Source organism: Clostridium sp. AM49-4BH, from assembly GCF_003478335.1.
Lineage (GTDB): Bacteria > Bacillota > Clostridia > Lachnospirales > Lachnospiraceae > Butyribacter.
This window is the reverse complement of record NZ_QUFB01000009.1, coordinates 49,222-68,464: the sequence shown is the minus strand read 5'-3', so window position 1 is coordinate 68,464 and position 19,243 is coordinate 49,222. Positions and strand designations below refer to the sequence as shown.

Below are 19,243 nucleotides of genomic sequence, written 5' to 3'. Positions count from 1 at the left end.
CTTTCTCAGTCTGCAAACTTTTCATAAGTATCCTGCTGCTGATGCAGCAGGATACACATTATTCTATATTCTATTCTCCCGAATCTGCATCCGACAGATCTTCATCATAGGCTTGCGGCTCTTTGGTTACCTGCGGTCTTTTGGTTGCATGCGGTTTCTTGGACGTCTTCTTCGTTTTGCCGGATTTCGTCTGTTTCTTTGAAACTGCTTCTGTATTAACTGCGCCCTTTGCCGCTGATTTTCTCGTCACAACAATTTTGTAAGAACGTGTCGAGCCACTGGCTGACTTAACCTTAACGATGATCGTATTCTTGCCCACCGATAGTCTCTTGCTGCCTGTTCCCGTTACCGTCGCTGCTGTGCTCACTGCACTTGCCACTACTTTGACGGATTTTACTTTGTTGGCTACCGTTGTCTTATACGTCTTAGATCCGGTATCTCCGAGTGCAAACGGTGCCGAAAAAGCATGACCCTGAACATACAGATTCTTAAGATAATTATTTGGATTCTTACCACCGGATGGTATGTCACAGGCACTCACCGGCATGTTATTGTATACCGGTATTGAAAATACAATTGGCGTATTGTCTTTATCGCTTCCATATGCATTCGCTGTCTTTGTCGCTTCATTATTAGGCGCCTCAATGTTTGCCATATATTGATGATCGTACCTCTTCGTCGCTGTTACATTAAACTTCTGCAGATACAACGTATTCTGGCCGACATTGATATACTGCTTTCCGATGTAGCAGGCTCCGCCGTAAATAGAACGATATCGATTATTCCACGGTCTGGAGTAATCCGTACCTGTACTGGCCCATTTCAAACCGTTCTTGACAGCATTGGCACCGCTGTTGGCTCCAATGTTGTAGAAGTTATAAATGCCTTTATAACCAGCCACATTACCGGATACAGAACTGGACATCATCGTAGAGCTGATGACAACCTCCTGCTTCACACGGGATGCCAAATGATATGGACTCACCTTAGATGCCGCTGCTGCTTCCATAAATGCTTTGGAATATTTAATGGAAACGTTCTTTCCAGCGTTGTTTGTGTACGTAAAGTTTGTATTATACATCGGCGTATTCCGCAAAACATTTTCTACTCCGGTTTGCGTCTGTACATCACTTCTGTACTTCAACGATTCAAACTGGAAGATGCCACGCTCATCTAGGAAATTGCGCGGATCCATATAATATCTCACAGCTTTAACGGATGCCGTCACCCACGTTGACCCGTCAAATACGACAAATTTATCGGTTTTCCAGTTATATGCTCCGTCTGCTGTCGATTTCCAGTCGTATGATTTGCTATTGCTTAACAGGTTAAACCTACTTTGGATTCTGCTGCCACGGCTGCATTCCAGTCAAGACCGGTCTTGAAGGCCTCGAATTCCCACTTAGGATATTGCTTGTGCAATTTCATAAGCGGTGTAATATATGTACTTGGAAATCCCTGCTGCTGCAGTTGTTTCTTGAACTGAGCATCTGACACGGACAAATGCTCTGTCTGTGTTGTTTCTGTAGGTTTCCGTGTTGCCTTTGGCTTCTTCGTCGGTTTTGGTGTCGGTTTGGCAGTTACTTTCGGTACAACACCCGGAACTTCCGTCTTCACGATCTGGAAAAGTAAATGCTTCTCCGGTACATAACCTTTCACCGTCCTAGAACCACTGCGCACAGAAATCTTATAATAACGAAATCCTCCTATTGCTTTCTCCCCGATAGCAGTCACCTGCATATTATTGGTTAGACGGATCTTTTTTCCTTTTACTTTCTTAGGGGCAACACGTCCTGCTTTCGCCATCAGATTAAGCACGGCATTCGTTGTGATCTTGGCAGGCATTCCTTTTTTATAATCTACTTTTACATGGATCGACTGTACATAACCCTTACACTTGGCATTTCCCTGCTTAAAGGAGATATAATACCATTTCTGGTTATTATATATTTTTTCCGATAAGATCTTTACGGATGTCCCTTTTACCATCTTGACAACATTGCCGTCCACTTTTGTCATGCTGGAGTTCTCATTCGCTTTCGTGTGCAACTGCTGACCGGATACTAAAACCTTACCACATATCGAAGTGCGCACCTTACCCGTCTGTACCTTTACATAACTGGAATGCAAATATCCCTTAAACGTTTTTCTGGCAAGCTTAAATTTAACATGATACCATTTACCATTCTTGGCAATGATCGTCACACGTTTGCCATCTGCAAGCGTCACTTTCGCACCACCGGACTTCACAAAACCGTACTTTTTGCTTGGCCCCTTGCGCACGTTCAGATAACCATTTACGCGCACTTCGCCTATCGCTGTTGCACTCGATATTTTGTTATCTGTCATGATAAATGCGAATACTATGGTACACAAAAGCGTGACCGCTATGCATACGCCCAATTTTTTCTTCGACATGCTGAAACACTCCTCATCACTGTTGTAATAATTTCTGCAAATCTTCGGTATCAAACTTGTAATGAGAGCCGCAAAAACTGCAATTTACCTCTATTGGCTCTCCATCTGCGATCATTTCCTCCAGATCCTTACGTCCAATGCTGGCAATCGCCTTGGAAACACGGTCTTTGGAACAATTACAGTGGTACTGTGTCGGCACACGGTCTGTGATCTCTACGCCAAGATCTCCCATCAGATACTCTAACATATCTTCCGGACTCATTCCCTGCTCCTGCAGCTGCGTAACGGAATGCATTTCTTTCAGAGTTGCCTCTAAACGATCGATCACCGTATCCTCTGCAAAAGGCATCACTTGAATGATGAATCCTCCCGCCTGCTTGACATGATTGTCTTTGTCCATAAGTACACCCAAACCTACCGAAGATGGTATCTGTTCAGATGTAGCATAATAATATGTCAAATCTTCGGCAATCTCCCCGGAAACCAAATGTGTTTGTCCATTATATGGCTCTTTCATGCCAATATCACGGATCACATTCAAAAATCCCGGTCCCACTGCACCGGCGACATCCAACTTTCCTTTGGCGTTAGGCGGCAGTATTACGTTTGGCTCCTTGACATAGCCTTTGACATTAGCCTGTGCATCTGCCGTCACGGTTAGTCCCCCGATCTGACCACCGCACTGTATCTGCAGTGTCAATACATCTTTATCGCCTTTCATCATACTGCCCATCATACTGCCCGCCGTAAGCAGACGACCCAATGCAGCCGTTGCCACCGGACTGGTATTGTGAATCTCTCTGGCACGTTCTACCAGATTACGGCTCGTCACTGCGAATAAGCGGAGCTGTCTGTCTGCTCCCATTGCTCTAACAATATAATCTTCCTGATTCATAATAATTCTACATTCCTTTCTAGGTCCGCATACATTCTATGCTTTTATGCTGTGCAAAAGGCACTGTTCTGCCCTGCCTTATGCCGGCCTTTTATGCGCGACAAAATATACTCTCTCGGTCTCTGCTGACGGTGCTTTCTTCGTACACGCCTCGTATACGTCTGCCTGAAAGCCGCATTGCTGCAATAGTTCCATTATGTCTTGCAACGGATATGCCCGCTGTACATGATACTCCTCCGTACGCTCAAATAATTGCCGCTCCTCATCCACCATTGCAAAGATCGTCAGCAAATATTCATTGAGCCCGGTTTCTTTGTCATAGGCATTTTCCCAGATCAGCGATACATCCTCACGATTATCCGTGATCGTCTGATCTCCCAGACAATGCTCATAAAAATATGCCGTCTTCATGTCAAAGAGAAACACGCCATCCTGATCCAAAAACAGAAACACTTTCTCAAACGTCTGACGCAGCATTTCTAACTCCGTCAAATAATTCATACCGTCACAGACACACACAAATGCTCTTGCTGTGCCATACAAGTCTAACTCGCACATATCCTGCTGCAACAGCAGTACACTGTCCGGACATTTATCTCTGGCCGCTTCTAACATTTCTGCGGAAAGATCAATGCCGATCACGTCATAACCATCTGCCGCCAGCCGGCTTGTCATGGCTCCGGTGCCACATGCCAGATCGACTACGATACCATCCTCTATCTGATTTTCCCGAAGCAGTTCCAAAATATAGGCATGCCACGCATCATATGGAATTTCATCCATTAATCGGTCATACGTATCCGCAAATCCCTGATACATTGTCACATCCTGTTCCATGGAACAACCCCCCCGTTTTTATCAAAATTGACAGATTCAGCCATTCTTTTATAGAGTACCACAAAGTCCATCTACAGGCAAGCTATTCGCGCCCGCAGTGTCATCTGCGATATTGGTACTTTTTGGTATATCCGGAGTAAATCCATCTCTTACCGTTTTTCCTTGCACTGCGCAAGCGAAACTGTACTTTTTTCTTGGTTTTGCTCCGATAACGATACGATTTTCCAGTCGTGCTCGCACATTTTTTCCATTTTCCCTTGCCTGCCTTTACATACACGATAGTTCTTGTGGCAAGTTTTCCCTTTTTCCAGCTTATTTTACAGCCATTTTTTTTCTTGATGAGACGCACTTTTGTCGGTGTTTTCGGCCGTTTTGTTTTTGATGCCATCGGTTTTACCGAAGCTGATGGTTTCGACATGCCAGCCGGACTTTTGGTCACGGCCGGACTTGCCGATGGTACAATATCTGAGCTGTGTTCTACCTCCGATACCGCAAAAAGCGTCCCGGTATCATTGCTGTAATACAATACACCATTTGACCCTGCCACAATGCTCGACATGCAATACTGTCTGGCTGCAGCCGGTTCATACAGTGTCTTCTGCACCGCAGGCGTCCCCTGTTTGGTGTCTTTGATAAAGTACACACCACCCGGTGGATTATTACAGGTATAATATACATAATTTCCATCCTCATATGCTGTACTGACAAGAGGTGTTGCCTTTACTTCGCAGGCTTTTCCGGTCTTCACGGTATAGCGCATGCTATGTGTCTGCATATCCCATACGCACAAATATCCCATGCCATCAGCCATTGCGCCCACATATGCCGTGTCATCGACGATCGACATCGTACTGGTGCAATTGACTGCTTTTGCCCGCGGAAACATAGTATATGTTGTCACTTCACTGCCATCGAACCGGCAGATCTCCCCGGCATTGGATGTCGCATAGATTGCATGCTCTGCTGCCACATATTGAAGATCACTTCGTATCCTTCCTTTTTGTGTAATGGATATTTCCCGATAAACAGTGTCTTCCACAAGATCGTGTTCCACCAGGATCCCATTGTCCCCGGCAAAGTACAGCTTGTCATCCATAACAACCGATCCACCCCAGTAATAGCCGCCCGGCTGTTCCTCATTGCGGTATTTCCACTGCAATTTGCCGGTACGTGCATCCAGACAATAAAAGGTTCCCTGTGTGCTGTTTATGGATACTTCCGCTGTGCCGGCATACACATATCCGTTATATACAGTAACATACGAAAGCGACTGTCCGCCAAAGGCTTCGCTGACCCACAAGGACTGCATTGTGTTTATATCTACACACTGCATCGTTCCACCAGACAGTGGGATCCACAAAGTATTTTCCTGTCTGCTCATATAGCACACCGAGTTCATTGTTGCCGCAAGTGCCATCTGACGTTTTATATTTCCGTCAAGATCAAGTTCATATAATGTGTTTCCACTCACCAAATAAATAGCATCATCCGTAATGACCGGCGTAGAATTATATGTTAATGTCCCATCAACAGAAAAAGAACGGGTCCAAACGGTCCCGCCCTTTTTGTCATTGATCGGAGTACGCACCGACGTGATGTTCTGTGACTCAGAACGATCCGATGCAGTCACGGACGGTGCGCTCCATATAAGAGACATTATCATTACGGCGCCCATTATCTTACAAATCGTTCGTCTCATGATAACCTCATTTACTTTCTTGTACCAAGGAAAATACCTGTGCGGTATTGCAAAACAGCACAGACACTCCTCCTACAATTGTTATTTTTATTTTACTTTTACTTTAACAATCTTGCTAAATTTACCGGTCTTAACCTTTTTACCAGTCTTGTTGTAAGCACGTACCTTTACATAATAGGTACCTTTCTTTAACTTCAAGGTCTTCTTGGTCTTCTTAACGGTAGCGCTCTTCTTGAAGTGCTTCTTATTTTTCTTGGAAACGTATACCTGATAGCCCTTTGCACGGGATGCCTTTTTCCAAGTTAATTTTACGCTCTTCTTAGCCTTTTTGCCCTTAACAACCTTTGCTTTCAAAGACTTCACCTGAGCCGGTTTCGTCACCTTAACAACGGCAGGGCCGCCTGTTATCTGATGTACGGCAATCGTAGTAAATGGACGTACTAACAGGTTATGCTTACCATCCTCTGTCCATTTTGCCGCAGATACATAATACTCACCGAATTCCTTATTGTTAAATGTAACTGTCACTTTACCATTCGCATCTGTCTTAAGAGTCTTCACTGCATTCTGTTTTGTTGCACCTGTCACTTCTGTATTACTGCTTGTTGTTTTCGTGATAAGTGGAGCTTTAGCAACATACACTTCAGCATTTGCTACCGGCTTGGTATATGGGATCGGATTATAATTTGCATCGTATGTTGCACCATATTCGGTCAAAGTCAATGTGACCGATCCCTTTGAATCTTTATCAAAAGATGTTGTATACTGATCTGAAGAAAATGCCGTATATGCACTCTGAATGCCTGCATAAGTAACCGGATCTGTCATATGATAATAACTTGCATAAATGTCAACCTTATCTCCAGCCTTGCAGTTGTACTGATCCATAGATACCGCACCTGCTGTCTTATTGACGGAATACATCCAAGATACTTCACTGTCTGTTCCTGCTGTGCTTGCTGCACCAATTCCATCACCATTCAGAGAAAGACCACTTACCCACAGTCCGCCGTAGCTGGATGGGCTGGCAATGATATATTTGCTCATCTGATCATTGGTAACCTTTTTCTTCGTTGCCAAATATTTTGCAAAAGCACGAAGTGGAGAATACGTTGCAGCCTGACCTGTTGCCAGACCAATACCAAAATCATTATTCTTATCGTCTTCTGTCATTGTTACAGTTACCGGAGCCAATACAGTATCTGCATCTCTCTCCATATGAAGTGTAACTGCTACTGTCTGCTGTTTCTGCTCGTCTGCCGCCTTACTTGTCTGTACATTAACGCCGGAAAGCAATAATGCTGTCGACAATAAAAGGGCGATTAATTTCTTCTGTTTCATTTGTCCCCTTCTTTCTCGCATATCGCGTACTAAATTTCTGTCAGATCCAAGGCATACCTCAGTCTCATTTTGACAGATTGTTTGCGATAGGATAACAAAGAAAATTCCTGCGAACTCATTTTCAAAGGAACAGATCTCCCTATGGATTACACTGCTCCTGTGCAAAAAACGCAGGAATTGTGATGACAAAATCGCAACTTGCAAATTATTTCGTCAAAACACTCCCTCTCCCTCCGAAAGGTCATATCTCACCCTACCGGGCAGGTCTTCCGACTTAAGGATCTCCTGTCTGCAACCCCTTCCCAGCATCATGCCAGTGGTATATTGTTGCAGCCATCCCCTAATACGGCAGCGGGGGCTGTGGCGGACTCACACCGCCTTCCCTATTAATTTTTCGCAAAAACCCGAGTAGTTACTAATATTATCTTATCTTTTCATTGATCCATGCAGTGCGACTGCATCTGCGCACCACCGATCTTTCCTAGGATAACACCCCATTCTATAGTTTGTCAACGCCATGGTGTTCTTTTGTATATCCCGTATTTTATCTGTATGCGCTGCAGTTTTTCGATCACGGTATGACCAAACAGCAAAATGCAAAGAGCCGTTGTTCCGGCGTGGGTAAGATCATACGGAACGCCCGCTGCATAGACCATTAGCAATTCTTCCTTCGTGAGTGCACTGTTTTGCGGACTCATTGCATGATCCATTAACCACGCTGCAAAATTCATAATGCCACCATACACAACAAACACTGTGATAAATGCCATAACTGCCAATCCTATCACAAAGCGCACCGAGTTATGAAAGCGTTTTCCCCGCGAATAAATAACGCCAAAACAGATCCCGAGCAATCCCCACGTCAACATCTGCCACGGGGTCCAAGGTCCCTGTCCGTCAAAAAAGTTGCACAGCAGTCTGCTTAAAGCACCAACCATAAAGCCAGCCTCCGGGCCTAAACACGTTCCCGTCAAAATGACAAATGCCGTTCCGGCATGGAGTGGGATCGTATGACTGCACAGCTCGTTGACACCGACGCAGAGTGCCGTCATAATGGCAAGCGTCACGATCTCTCTTGCCTGCGGTCTTCTGTATTCAAAGACAAAAAACATTGGCAGCAGACCGCCGACCAAGACGACAGCACTAAGCAGCATATAATGCTTTGTTACTACAGCAGTAGTCCCTGCAACAGCCAGACACGCCAGCAAGCTGAGCACTACACCGAGCAAAATCCATTGCCGCTTATTCTGCGCTTTTTCCACCTGCTTGAGGTCAAATTTTCTCCGATACGAAACATCCCGTGCCTTTCGCATCACGCATCCTCCTTTTCGTTGGCAAACAACCGTTGTACGGCAGGCGTATAAAAATAATTGTCCGCAAAAAAACTGTTGGCAGCATCCGCTCCGATCAAGTTCCCATCAAATAATAAAGCACAGTCTGTAGCATAATCTGCACAAAATTCTACATCATGCGACACGATCACGACTGTCACTCCGGTTGCCACAATTTTTTGAATATACTGCCCCAATTTCTCCTTTAAGGCAGCATCCAATCCCTTCGTCGGCTCATCCAGTAATAAGATCTCCGGTTTGGTAAGCAGTGCCTTCGCAACCGCAAGCCTCTGCATTTGACCACCACTCAAGTCATAAGGATGTCTCTGCCGCACCTCACAAAGTTCCACAAAACGTAACATTTTCTCTACAGTCTCGATAACTTCTGCTTCTCTGCTACCTCTGCGGTACAAAAACTCTGTCAGTTCCTCTTCTACCGTTGTCTCCGAAAAGACTGCTTTTGGATTTTGCGGCAGATACGTACATTTCGCCTTTGTGATCACCCTGCCCCGCTGTGGCTTATATATGCCGGCCATCACTTTGAGTGCTGTGCTCTTGCCGGAGCCGTTGCTGCCCATAATGCAATAGATACTGCCCCTTGGCAGCTTCCAGTCAAAGTCACGGAGAACCGGCTTTCCCTTTTCATATCCATACGACACCTGACTTGCATGAAGGATCGTCGTTCTGTCTTCCCGTTGTATATCCGGCTTCTCGATGTCCGCGTTACCGAAATACTCCGAAACAGATATTTCCGATGCCATTTTTGTTATTCTTTCTACAGTTGTCTCCAAGCTTACTTCGGAATGCGCTTTCAAATAGTCTCGCAGCCATACTTTTCCCTCCCGCACAGTAAGCGGCAAGTCCCCAGACTCCCCACAACATAGTGCTGTTTTAGCCGCTGTTGGCAACGCCGCATAAACCGGATCATGACGTTCTTTCAGAAAATGCCCTACTCTACGTGGTGTGGTATCTGTCACTGTACCGTCCTCCATCACGAAAATGCGGTCCGCTATCGGCAAAACACCGTCTAACCGCTGTTCCGATAAAAATATGGTCACCCCAAATTCTTCGTGCAGCTTGGCTAATGTATCCAAAAAACGTCCTGCTTCCATGGGATCAAGCTGTGAGGTCGGCTCATCTAACACTAACAGCTTCGGCTGTACGACCATTGCTGCCGCTAACTGCACCAACTGCTTCTGTCCACCTGACAAGGCTGCCGTACGCTTCCGAAATAGCGATTCTAACCCGAAATATTCCGCCATCTCCGCAGTCCGTCTCCGCATCTGTGGAACACTCATCCCCAGACTCTCCAATCCGAAAGCAAGTTCCTGCCATATATAATCTGTCACCATATTGTGTTCCGGATCCTGGCCGACATAGGCGATCTGCGATGCCGCGACCCGGTCATCCATCGTTTCAATATCAGCCCCCGCAAAATACATCGATCCGCTCCCAATCCCTATCGGTATTTGGCTTTTGATCATATGTTTTAACAAGGTCGTCTTACCGCTGCCGGATGCCCCGCAAAGAACAATAAATTCGCCCTTTTGCACCTGAAAAGATACCTCCTTAAGTACCTGTTCTTTACTTGTCGGATATCGAAACGACACATTTGCAAACTCCATAACTGCCATCACATCTCACCTTCTCTCGTTTCCCTTGCTTTTCGTTCATGATAAGGAACACCATAGGTCTGCTCTAAATACTGCGCCATCGCTATGTGAGCATCCGTATTCCCCTGCTTTCGCTCCTCCAAAGAACGAACCATCCACTGCCACACATCATATACAAGTGGCAGCATTGCCAGCAATCCAAAACCAGCCGGCAGCAAATACATCTGACCAAGCGGTGCATATCGGATCACCGGATAATACTGGCAGGATGCTTTCTGACGAAGAAACTGGCCGATAATAACAGCCGTAAGACCTGTAAAAACCACGAGCATGACTGCATCCCGCTTCCGAAAGTGAAACAAATGAAACGAAGATCTCCTGCCGATCCCATAGCCTCTCGTTTCCATCGCTGTCGATGTCTCTATCGAATCCTCTAACGACCACGACAAAAGCACCGAGAGCCGCCGAAGCACACTGCTCCCGGATCCCATCCCGCGTTCCCCGGCACGAATCTGATCCATTCTGCGCTCCAATAACGGCAGATATCGAAGTGTCATCGTGATCACCAGTGAAACAGCTGGGAAAAAACGCCCGATCAGATACATGATCTTCTCTGCCCCAAAGAGTTCATTCCATACATAAAACCATTGTAGTACCGCCAGCAACAGCAATGTCATCATTCCGCCAAACAAAATGTTTTCCCGAGTCACTGCCATGTCGTTGATGTAAAACAATGGCGTTGCACCGTTATGTCGAAATAGCGGCAGGATTCCCATAGTAAACACTGCCACACCCAGTCCGGTCATTACACTTCTCTTCCACACGACGCGCCCGCACAAAAAAAGAGAATATACTAAGGAGATCACAAAGGACGTCACGATCATTACAGGATGCATTGTAGACATTGTCACAGCAAGTACTGCTGCCAAATATCCAAATATCACCCACGGATGAAATGATTCAAACGCTGACCTTTGCATTCTTCCTCCTTACTACATTCTCTTTCCTATTTCCTACTCGACCTTTCCGGTACAAGTATACAGCCATTCGATATGATCTCCAGCTTTGACTGAATAATTGGAAGCCCCATAATTAGGCAGCTTGCCATTTACCCGGTACAGCCAGCCACTCATATCGCCGGCTTCCTTTTCATATAAATATCCGATGCCCCGAATATACTCTGTCGAAAACATCGTACTATACTCTGCATCAAGCGCAATATTTTTCGCCTTGCACACCTTCTGTAAGATCGAATATACCGTATCGGATGCCGTGATATTTACCGTTGTCTTCTTAAGAAACAGACCGTTCTCCGGCATCTTGGCCTTTACTTTATCCGATAACGAATCCCAATGCTTCCGTAAACTGTCACAGCGGATCGTTATCGTACAGGTAAGTGCTGCAGGTTTTGCTGTCGCTTTCTGCGCAGCGGATGGCTTCTTCGTTGCTTTCGGTACCGACGATGACCGCTTCGTTTTGGTCGACGGCTTCCCGGTCGCTTTCCGTGCCTTCAACGGCTTTGTCGTCCTCTTTACAGACGGTTTTTGTTTCGCAGAAGGCTGTGGCGAAGCGGTGTTATCCGTCCCCGGCGTACGTTGCGGCGATTCCTTCACCGTTTTAGGCTTTGTCGTCTGTTTCCCCGGTTCTGACGTTGACGTTCTTCCCGGTGCCTCAGATGCACCGACCTCGTCCGGTGGCTCCGTCTCTGATACAGTGCCGTTGTCTGTCTGCGTCTTATCCGGCGTAGCAAACAGATCATTTGCTAACTGCTTCTGCTCTTGTTTGTACTGACCAACCGAACGGATCCGCACACCGGATAACGTGATCCCAAGCAGTACCAAGATCACAAGGCCCGTGACTATTTTCTTGATTCTGCGCTTATCGCCCTTCATTAGGACTTACTCCTCTCCCAACGTCCGGAAGCACCACACGGCAATACCAGCCCATTGCTGCTTACCGGCAATCCGATCTCCTGTGCATCCACATGACCACCAAACTTTGGTACCAGCGCAGTATTCATCATATAAGACAATACCGCCGGCTGTAATCCGGTCGTATAGGAATTGATCAGGAAAAACAACGGATCCTTACTTAACACTTTTGTACACAATTTCACAAATGGAAAAATCTTTTCTTCGATCTTCCATATCTCGCCCTTAGGCCCTCTTCCATAAGAAGGCGGATCCATAATAATTCCATCGTAATGATTGCCACGGCGGATCTCACGCTCCACAAATTTCACGCAGTCATCTACCAGCCAGCGGATCGGCTTGTCCGATAAACCGGACAGTGCTGCGTTGTCCTTAGCCCAAGCGACCATTCCTTTGGACGCATCCACATGTGTCACAGAAGCTCCTGCTGCCGCTGCTGCAAGCGTTGCTCCACCTGTATAAGCAAATAAATTTAATACCTTGATCGGTCTGTTGGCCTGACGGATCTTGTCACCAAACCAATCCCAGTTCACTGCCTGCTCCGGAAAAAGCCCCGTGTGCTTAAACTGAAATGGCTGCAAATGAAACGCAAGTTCTCCATAATGGATCTTCCATGTCTTCGGGAGATCAAAGAACTCCCATTCACCGCCGCCACGATTGCTGCGATGATAATGTCCATTCTTTTGCTTCCAACGCGGCTCTTTATGTGGCGTATTCCAAATAACCTGTGGATCCGGACGCACTAAAATATAATCACCCCAGCGCTCCAGCTTCTCTCCATTTGAAGTATCAATAACTTCATAATCTTTCCAACGGTCTGCAATCCACATATTATCCCTCCAGACTCTGTTCTGCCTGCTTCAGTGCATCCAAAATAAACTTCGTAGAACTCTCTACATAGCCTTTGCGCAGCTCTTCCACCGGCGCAAAATCAATATTGTCGGCAATGCACTTATGTCCATCAAAACAGTCTTCAATACGACGATCCGAAAGTCCAAACATTTCCATGACAGACAAAATTTTGTCGCCGTTACGCTTTCCGACAAAAAACTGCTTGTGGAATAAGATGGAGAAACAGGTTGCATGGAAAGAATTGGTGAAAATATACTCTGCTTCATCCATATAACCAAGCCACTCCTCGATACCAATATCATAAACTACTTTATGCCGTGTTCCTGCCGGAATTTTGGCATCTGCCAGATTCTCGCTAAGTTCGATCACTTCCAGATCATGCTCTTTGGCAAAATCGACCGCAAGCTCGATCAATGGGATCGCACTTTCCATGACAACATAGAGCAGTACATAGCCTTTCTTTCTCTTCGGCCGCTGAATGATCGGCTCATAAAAGCTCTTGTCATGAAGCAATACCGGATCTAACACATGCGTTGTCTCGATACCGGAAATCCGCTTAATATACTCCCCAAAACTTTTCTCGCGGATCGATATATTTTGAAACTGTGAAATGTACTCAATAAAGGTTTTACGCTTGTCCTCTTCCAGCTCTACTACCGGACCACGGCTAGCCGCATATGCAATCTTGTATTTGCCTTTCATCGAATCGCAGGCTAAGAAAAATCCTCTGTCAAATCCGGCTTTCTTATTACATTTCCAAATAACATCTGTCGCACAGATATAACAGTCCAGTCCCAGATCGTTTGTATCGAGTGTATTCTCGTTGTAGCACTCGTCCGTTGTAATATAATACTTGTCGATAAAACGCTGAAATTTATCAAAACGGATCTGACGCGGAATAAACAGCTTAAGCCATTTTTTCAATGCTGCACGCTGTTTCTTTTTATTTTTCATCGGATGAGACAACTGGTAAAACAGTGGGTGTCTCGGATTATATTGTCCATAATAGTTTGGTTTATAATCAATGATCACACTGTCATATCCATGCATTTTCAAAAACTGCTGAAATGCATAAGAATGCAGCGGTGACGCAAAATTTAATACTTTTGTATGCGCATTGATCGAAATAATTCCTATCTTCATAATAGTAGTAGTCCTCCATTAACTTCTTAGGGCAAACGCCCAATTTGAGGGTATCATATTTCACCTGTCAAGTCAATCTGCCTGTGTGAGGCGTTGTTTACAAGTAAAATAGCCATCAAATGCCATTAATATCATCATCGGCAAAAATGTGATCACATAGCGGCTGTTACATTCCCACAATATCTGAAACAAGGCAATACCGATCATCGCGATCCTGCCGATCATCATCGCATCCTGCCTGCCCCGGTGTCCCAATGCCAATAACCCTGACAATACAATACCAAAAAACAAGATCACATAATAGGTCCATGTATAGATCAGGCAATACGAGTGTGACGTTCCATTCCATTTCATAAGCTGTACCAAAGGACACTCCGGCAAATACGGCATACGGAACAAATAGTCATCCCCTGCAAAACAACTGTCCCCCCAGGTGCGAGGCATTTTATCGAAAAAGATAAAATGTATGTAATCAGCTGCACCAAAACAGCGAAGTCTTGCAAGTATAACGCGGACATTTTCCTCCGTGCGTTCTTTTTTTGTCTCAAAGGTCGCCGTATATGCAACATCTTCCTGCATATAGCCACCATCGCTTTTTTCGTTTAATCCCATCATGATCCAGTGCGTCAATGGGTACTCCCACTCATCTTTTATTGCATCTGTAATTCCAAAACAGTCCTCTGCATATTGATCTGAATACACTCCAATGCATTGAATCACGCCACCCAACGTCAGGCTCATCATTAATAGCAGTATACATTTCTGATACCAGCGCTCTTTCTGTAAAAATAATGCGATCACTATGGCTAAAAAAACAATAAACGGAATAACTTTGATATGATAGGTAACCCCTGCCACAATACCAAGTAAGATGCCTAGCCATAGTTTCCGATAAAAACGATGACTTTTATAAATACAGATTCCCAGATATAACTGTATCGTCAGTAACAACATCCCCGGCGTATCTGTATATAAAAACTGTGCGTACATATATAACGGCAGACAGCCGGCCGCCAGCATTCCTGCGATGCACGCTCTGCGTTTTCCCCACACTTTCTTAGCTATCAGATAGATCATCCCGATCGATAGCCATACAAATATACAACTGATCACAATGGATATTTCCTGAAAATCAACAAAGTTGGCATCCGGCAGAACAATACGAATCCATTGAAATAACGTCACCATACAGATCAGGCAAAGTTGATTATTGGTATAACGTGCATAATATTCTTTTGCATCTAACGTCCCTTTCAACACATACTCTGATGCCGATTTCAGCACCTGCCCCCAATCCCAAGATGGTGCCACTTCACACAAAAAGGAAAACGCGATCAAAAACACCAAACACGCCCCATATACAATATACCAAAGCACCGAACACCATTCTTCTTTCAATATTCTCTTCTTTTTCGTAATATATATAATAAACAATGCTACAAATATTGGAAGGATCCATACCATGCGAAAAGACCACGTAAACATAGACCCCATTACTACAATTAACAGGATTCCAAATAATAACACATATAAAATATTACATAGTTTCTCTACATGATGCATCGCGTTCTCCATTCTTTTATAACACTTATTAAGTTCTCTGCATTTTTATAATGATCGTGTCCTCATATAATCTGCGTATCATGTTAACATATTCATCCCTTTTTTTCAACGATACGCCTATTATGATATTTGAATGAACGCCGACGTAATCTCTATCTATATTTGACATAATATTTGCATTCTGCTACCATTATCGAAGTGTGTATTCATATTTAATCATATATTTGCGCACGCTTTCTGCGCATAACGCATAATTAATATTGCTAAGGAGATAACGATTATGAAAAAAAAGTGGCAGCAACTGTCGATTTTCCTGCTGGATCATTCATTTATTATACTGTTTATTATAACAGGGCTCGTATTTTTGGGCTTTAACCTTTTCACCCCGTACGTTGCTGATGACTATACTTATATGGGTGGCAAATCTCTGCTTGATATGCTTCACAAGGAATATATGCAATACATGAATATGAACGGACGCTCTGTCGCTCATTTTTTGGCACGCGTATTTCTCTCTCAAAACAAAATACTATTTGACGTTATAAATACAGGAATGTTTTTGTGGCTTACGTACTGCATTTATCTGCATGCTAACGGAACAAAACATACACGAGTTTCCAAAAACATTTCCGCACTGACTTACTTATTTATTCCCTGCAGCATTTGGCTTTTTGTTGATGTGATCGGACAGACATGTCTATGGCTTGTCGGTACATGCAACTATATGTGGGGGGCTGTCTGGATCATCACTTTGCTATTACCGTACAGCCTGTATTTTATTCATGGTCAAAACACATGTCAACATTGGTATCAACAGATCCCGCTTATACTATTAGCCGTTGTTGCCGGTTGGAGCAGTGAAAACACTTCCGGTGCATTGATCATGATCATGCTTGGATGGATTGTCTATGCTCTTTTTACCAAGACCAAATTAAAAGCATGGATGTTTGAAGGTCTGATCGGTACGCTGATTGGTTATGCATTATTAATCTTTTCGCCCGGTCATTCCGTTCGAATGAATGACCCGCAATATGCGATGAGTGTTGTCGATGACCGAAACCCTTTATTGATCATTGCGGAGCGATTTGCTAACGCAACAAAGTTTTTATTTACAAAACAGATCGTTCTCATCTTGTTACTTGCTTTCTTTATCATACTGCATATTTATCAAAAGAAAGCAAAAGAGCTTATTTACTCTGAGATTCTCTTCGGATTAGCTGCATTTGCCTGTGAATATGCACTGATCCTTTCTCCGGGACGTCAAACTGACCGTGTTACATTCGGTGTGACAATATTGTTGGTAATTGCATGCTCCATCGGACTTGCAGGCACGGCTTACGACCGCAAAGAGCTGCATTTTGCCCGCAGTGCCGGTATGACAGTATTGCTGCTATTTACATTCTATCAAGGTGTAAACGGTGCCTATGATGTCGTAACCAGTTATAAATCAGCCACTGACCGCGTCAATTATGTAGAAACTCAGGTTGCCAAAGGTGCGAAACAGGTTGTTGTTCCATACATCACTCCAGAACCGGCAACCAAGTACTCTGCACAATATATGTTATGCGATCTGTCAGAATTCCCGACTTTTTGGACTAATCGGGTTTTTGCGGAACATTATAAATTAGATTCGGTCAAAGCAGTGAAGCAGGAACGCTTTGATCTTATCTATAAAAATACAGAAAGACGTTTCACGAAATGCTCTGACTTTACCGAATACCTGCGGGCAATCCGTAAAAAAGGATACACTGCATTTTTGTCTGTACACGATGATGGTTCACAGTTTCTTAATCGCACAGATAAAAAAATACTCAAAAAATGCGGCATATCAAAAACACCGACATTTCGTCAGTCATTCCTTGCCGTAATTGATGATGGCAAAGCGCTATACTCAAATACCGGAACGGAAAAGCTCTCTTATAACTGCACGATTGATGATAAACAGTTCTCATTGCTCAGTCAGGGAAAGTACAATACTATCGATGCTGACTGCAGCATTAAAATGAACAATCAGGAGCTGACTTCTCCTGCCGGCGGAATGCACGTTATTGTTTATAACAAAAAGAAACACTGTCTTGTCGACAGTGTAACCTTTACATTATGGCGCGATCGCAATTTTATCCGCTAAGCAGACGTGATCGCCATTCTATCCGCTAAGCAGACGTGATCGCCATTCTATCCGCTAAGCAGACGTGATCGCCATTCTATTCGCTGAGGATCATTCTTAATGATCCTCAGTTGTTTCTGTAACAATATAACGTGGTCTATGCTTAACCTCTTCATATATTTTAGCTATATAATATCCTATAATTCCAAGACCAAACATCAATACACTTCCAATAAATAACAGCAAAATAATAACCGTTGTGAATCCCTCCAAAGAGTATCCCATAAACCATTTCACGATAGAATATATTGAAAAAATAAGAGAGAATATAAACACAACAATTCCACATCCCATAACAATCTGCATTGGTGCCGTTGAAAACGATGTGACATTATTGATGGCATAACGAAACAAGGATGCAAAGGACCACTTTGACTCTCCCTGAGCACGCTCCTGTACATTAAATTCTACACTCGTTGTCTTAAATCCCACCCAGGATGACAATGCTCTGAAAAAAACATGTCTCTCCGGCAGTGCAATAAAGGCATCTACCGCCTTGCGATCAAGCAATTTGAAATCAGAGGCTCTGGACATATCAATTCCTGTGGACTCACTCATCATGCCATAAAACATTTTGACAAATATTTTATGTATAAAGCTTTCCTTACCACGATCTGCTTTGACACCCTCAATGACCTCATATCCACGCTCCCACAGATGATACATCTCTATGATCGTCTCCGGTGGATGCTGCAGATCACAGTCCATAACGACACAGCAGTCTCCTTTCGCATATTCCAAACCGGCAAATACTGCGCCTTCTTTTCCAAAGTTCCTTGAGAAACATACTCCGCATACTTTCTCATTATTCCGGTGTGCCTTTTGAATTTCATCCCATGTCGCATCTTTTGATCCGTCATTCACAAATACGATTTCATAATCTATACTGTGTTTTTCCATGATGTCTGCGACAACCGAAGCCGTATTTTGGATCAATGCACCTTCATTGTATGCCGGTATTATAATTGATAATAAACTCATCCTATACCTCTAGCCCTTTCTTAATCTGCAAACTTATGACAGTTTCAAAACCTCTATTAAGCCTCATCCTTCTTAAATACGATAAAACGCTGACCAAAATAGTTCAATACAACAAACAATCCCATACCAACAAGCATTGCCAGATTTTCCTGTATGCTTTTAGATGCGCCGCTTAATACCATGCGCACCAGTGGCTTGGCAACACCATATGCTGCCAGATAACAGATGGAAATATTGATAACAAACTTAATGACCATCGCAAATGATTTCTCATTATTCTGAAATGTAAAATACTTGTTCAAAACGTAGCTTACAATACTACCAATGATGTAATTCGATGCTGATGAAATCCAATAACTTGCATGCAGTAAATTATACATCAAAAACATAACGCCGGTACCAACAAGTGTATTCACTATTCCAACCAAAATAAATTTTATCGTTGTCTTGTCGATCAGTTTCATCTCAGACC

16 protein-coding genes and 1 riboswitch are annotated in these 19,243 nt (G+C 44.0%); of the genes, 1 reads left to right on the top strand and 15 read right to left on the bottom strand.

Annotation, left to right across the window (positions count from 1 at the left end; genetic code table 11):
• Window positions 1-70 precede the first annotated feature (70 nt).
• The 13 genes from DW981_RS04290 to DW981_RS04230 form a co-directional block, all read right to left on the bottom strand.
• Window positions 71-1,195: a cadherin-like beta sandwich domain-containing protein gene (locus DW981_RS04290; RefSeq protein WP_118506894.1), complete on the bottom strand. Its 1,125-nt coding sequence runs from the start codon at window positions 1,193-1,195 to the stop codon at window positions 71-73.
• A gap of 125 nt (window positions 1,196-1,320) precedes the next feature.
• Window positions 1,321-2,418 (bottom strand): SH3 domain-containing protein, encoded by a 1,098-nt coding sequence (locus DW981_RS04285; protein ID WP_118506893.1) that lies wholly within the window; start codon window positions 2,416-2,418, stop codon window positions 1,321-1,323.
• Between the two features lie 16 nt (window positions 2,419-2,434).
• Window positions 2,435-3,313 (bottom strand): Hsp33 family molecular chaperone HslO, encoded by an 879-nt coding sequence (gene hslO, locus DW981_RS04280; RefSeq protein WP_118506892.1) that lies wholly within the window; start codon window positions 3,311-3,313, stop codon window positions 2,435-2,437.
• Window positions 3,314-3,391: 78 nt separating this feature from the next.
• Window positions 3,392-4,150 carry a class I SAM-dependent methyltransferase gene (locus tag DW981_RS04275; protein WP_182434131.1) on the bottom strand — a complete coding sequence of 253 codons (759 nt, stop codon included), beginning with the start codon at window positions 4,148-4,150 and terminating at the stop codon, window positions 3,392-3,394.
• A 100-nt stretch (window positions 4,151-4,250) separates the two neighbouring features.
• Window positions 4,251-5,849: a PQQ-binding-like beta-propeller repeat protein gene (locus DW981_RS04270; protein ID WP_118506891.1), complete on the bottom strand. Its 1,599-nt coding sequence runs from the start codon at window positions 5,847-5,849 to the stop codon at window positions 4,251-4,253.
• Between the two features lie 87 nt (window positions 5,850-5,936).
• On the bottom strand, window positions 5,937-7,190 hold the full coding sequence (locus DW981_RS04265) for a hypothetical protein (protein WP_118506890.1): 1,254 nt from the start codon (window positions 7,188-7,190) through the stop codon (window positions 5,937-5,939).
• A gap of 241 nt (window positions 7,191-7,431) precedes the next feature.
• Window positions 7,432-7,613, bottom strand: a riboswitch (cobalamin riboswitch).
• Between the two features lie 86 nt (window positions 7,614-7,699).
• Window positions 7,700-8,503, bottom strand: coding sequence for an ECF transporter S component (locus DW981_RS04260; RefSeq protein ID WP_118506889.1), 804 nt, complete (start codon window positions 8,501-8,503; stop codon window positions 7,700-7,702).
• The gene (locus DW981_RS04255) at window positions 8,503-10,155 is read right to left on the bottom strand and encodes an ATP-binding cassette domain-containing protein (protein ID WP_118506888.1); all 1,653 of its coding nucleotides are present in this window, start codon (window positions 10,153-10,155) and stop codon (window positions 8,503-8,505) included. The genes DW981_RS04260 and DW981_RS04255 overlap by 1 nt, the downstream gene beginning before the upstream one ends.
• Complete coding sequence (locus DW981_RS04250) at window positions 10,155-11,114, bottom strand: energy-coupling factor transporter transmembrane component T (protein WP_118506887.1); 960 nt, start codon at window positions 11,112-11,114, stop codon at window positions 10,155-10,157. Before DW981_RS04250 ends, DW981_RS04255 begins: the two co-directional genes overlap by 1 nt.
• A 33-nt stretch (window positions 11,115-11,147) precedes the next feature.
• The gene (locus DW981_RS04245; protein WP_118506886.1) at window positions 11,148-12,026 is read right to left on the bottom strand and encodes a DUF4430 domain-containing protein; all 879 of its coding nucleotides are present in this window, start codon (window positions 12,024-12,026) and stop codon (window positions 11,148-11,150) included.
• Window positions 12,026-12,895, bottom strand: coding sequence for a class I SAM-dependent methyltransferase (locus tag DW981_RS04240; protein WP_118506885.1), 870 nt, complete (start codon window positions 12,893-12,895; stop codon window positions 12,026-12,028). Before DW981_RS04240 ends, DW981_RS04245 begins: the two co-directional genes overlap by 1 nt.
• Before the next feature lies 1 nt (window position 12,896).
• A complete protein-coding gene (locus DW981_RS04235) occupies window positions 12,897-14,060 on the bottom strand; it encodes a polysaccharide pyruvyl transferase family protein (protein ID WP_022024857.1) in 1,164 nt (387 codons plus the stop codon).
• A 72-nt stretch (window positions 14,061-14,132) separates the two neighbouring features.
• Window positions 14,133-15,623, bottom strand: a complete 1,491-nt coding sequence (locus DW981_RS04230; protein WP_182434130.1) for a glycosyltransferase family 39 protein — start codon at window positions 15,621-15,623, stop codon at window positions 14,133-14,135.
• Window positions 15,624-15,903: 280 nt separating this feature from the next.
• Between DW981_RS04230 and DW981_RS04225 the strand changes: the two genes are divergently transcribed.
• The gene (locus DW981_RS04225) at window positions 15,904-17,751 is read left to right on the top strand and encodes a DUF6056 family protein (RefSeq protein ID WP_118506883.1); all 1,848 of its coding nucleotides are present in this window, start codon (window positions 15,904-15,906) and stop codon (window positions 17,749-17,751) included.
• A 96-nt stretch (window positions 17,752-17,847) separates the two neighbouring features.
• Here DW981_RS04225 and DW981_RS04220 read toward each other — a convergent pair whose 3' ends face one another.
• Entirely contained in the window at window positions 17,848-18,771 is a 924-nt protein-coding gene (locus tag DW981_RS04220; protein ID WP_118506882.1) for a glycosyltransferase family 2 protein, read from the bottom strand.
• Window positions 18,772-18,827: 56 nt separating this feature from the next.
• Window positions 18,828-19,235 carry a GtrA family protein gene (locus tag DW981_RS04215; RefSeq protein ID WP_022024861.1) on the bottom strand — a complete coding sequence of 136 codons (408 nt, stop codon included), beginning with the start codon at window positions 19,233-19,235 and terminating at the stop codon, window positions 18,828-18,830.
• Window positions 19,236-19,243 lie beyond the last annotated feature (8 nt).

What these genes read in the sequence shown, in the direction of transcription:
- DW981_RS04290 (WP_118506894.1), bottom strand. Translation starts at nt 1,195, where the DNA reads ATGGATCCGCGCAATTTCCTAGATGAGCGTGGCATCTTCCAGTTTGAA.
- DW981_RS04285 (WP_118506893.1), bottom strand. Translation starts at nt 2,418, where the DNA reads ATGTCGAAGAAAAAATTGGGCGTATGCATAGCGGTCACGCTTTTGTGT.
- hslO (WP_118506892.1), bottom strand. Translation starts at nt 3,313, where the DNA reads ATGAATCAGGAAGATTATATTGTTAGAGCAATGGGAGCAGACAGACAG.
- DW981_RS04275 (WP_182434131.1), bottom strand. Translation starts at nt 4,150, where the DNA reads ATGGAACAGGATGTGACAATGTATCAGGGATTTGCGGATACGTATGAC.
- DW981_RS04270 (WP_118506891.1), bottom strand. Translation starts at nt 5,849, where the DNA reads ATGAGACGAACGATTTGTAAGATAATGGGCGCCGTAATGATAATGTCT.
- DW981_RS04265 (WP_118506890.1), bottom strand. Translation starts at nt 7,190, where the DNA reads ATGAAACAGAAGAAATTAATCGCCCTTTTATTGTCGACAGCATTATTG.
- DW981_RS04260 (WP_118506889.1), bottom strand. Translation starts at nt 8,503, where the DNA reads ATGCGAAAGGCACGGGATGTTTCGTATCGGAGAAAATTTGACCTCAAG.
- DW981_RS04255 (WP_118506888.1), bottom strand. Translation starts at nt 10,155, where the DNA reads ATGGCAGTTATGGAGTTTGCAAATGTGTCGTTTCGATATCCGACAAGT.
- DW981_RS04250 (WP_118506887.1), bottom strand. Translation starts at nt 11,114, where the DNA reads ATGCAAAGGTCAGCGTTTGAATCATTTCATCCGTGGGTGATATTTGGA.
- DW981_RS04245 (WP_118506886.1), bottom strand. Translation starts at nt 12,026, where the DNA reads ATGAAGGGCGATAAGCGCAGAATCAAGAAAATAGTCACGGGCCTTGTG.
- DW981_RS04240 (WP_118506885.1), bottom strand. Translation starts at nt 12,895, where the DNA reads ATGTGGATTGCAGACCGTTGGAAAGATTATGAAGTTATTGATACTTCA.
- DW981_RS04235 (WP_022024857.1), bottom strand. Translation starts at nt 14,060, where the DNA reads ATGAAGATAGGAATTATTTCGATCAATGCGCATACAAAAGTATTAAAT.
- DW981_RS04230 (WP_182434130.1), bottom strand. Translation starts at nt 15,623, where the DNA reads ATGCATCATGTAGAGAAACTATGTAATATTTTATATGTGTTATTATTT.
- DW981_RS04225 (WP_118506883.1), top strand. Translation starts at nt 15,904, where the DNA reads ATGAAAAAAAAGTGGCAGCAACTGTCGATTTTCCTGCTGGATCATTCA.
- DW981_RS04220 (WP_118506882.1), bottom strand. Translation starts at nt 18,771, where the DNA reads ATGAGTTTATTATCAATTATAATACCGGCATACAATGAAGGTGCATTG.
- DW981_RS04215 (WP_022024861.1), bottom strand. Translation starts at nt 19,235, where the DNA reads ATGAAACTGATCGACAAGACAACGATAAAATTTATTTTGGTTGGAATA.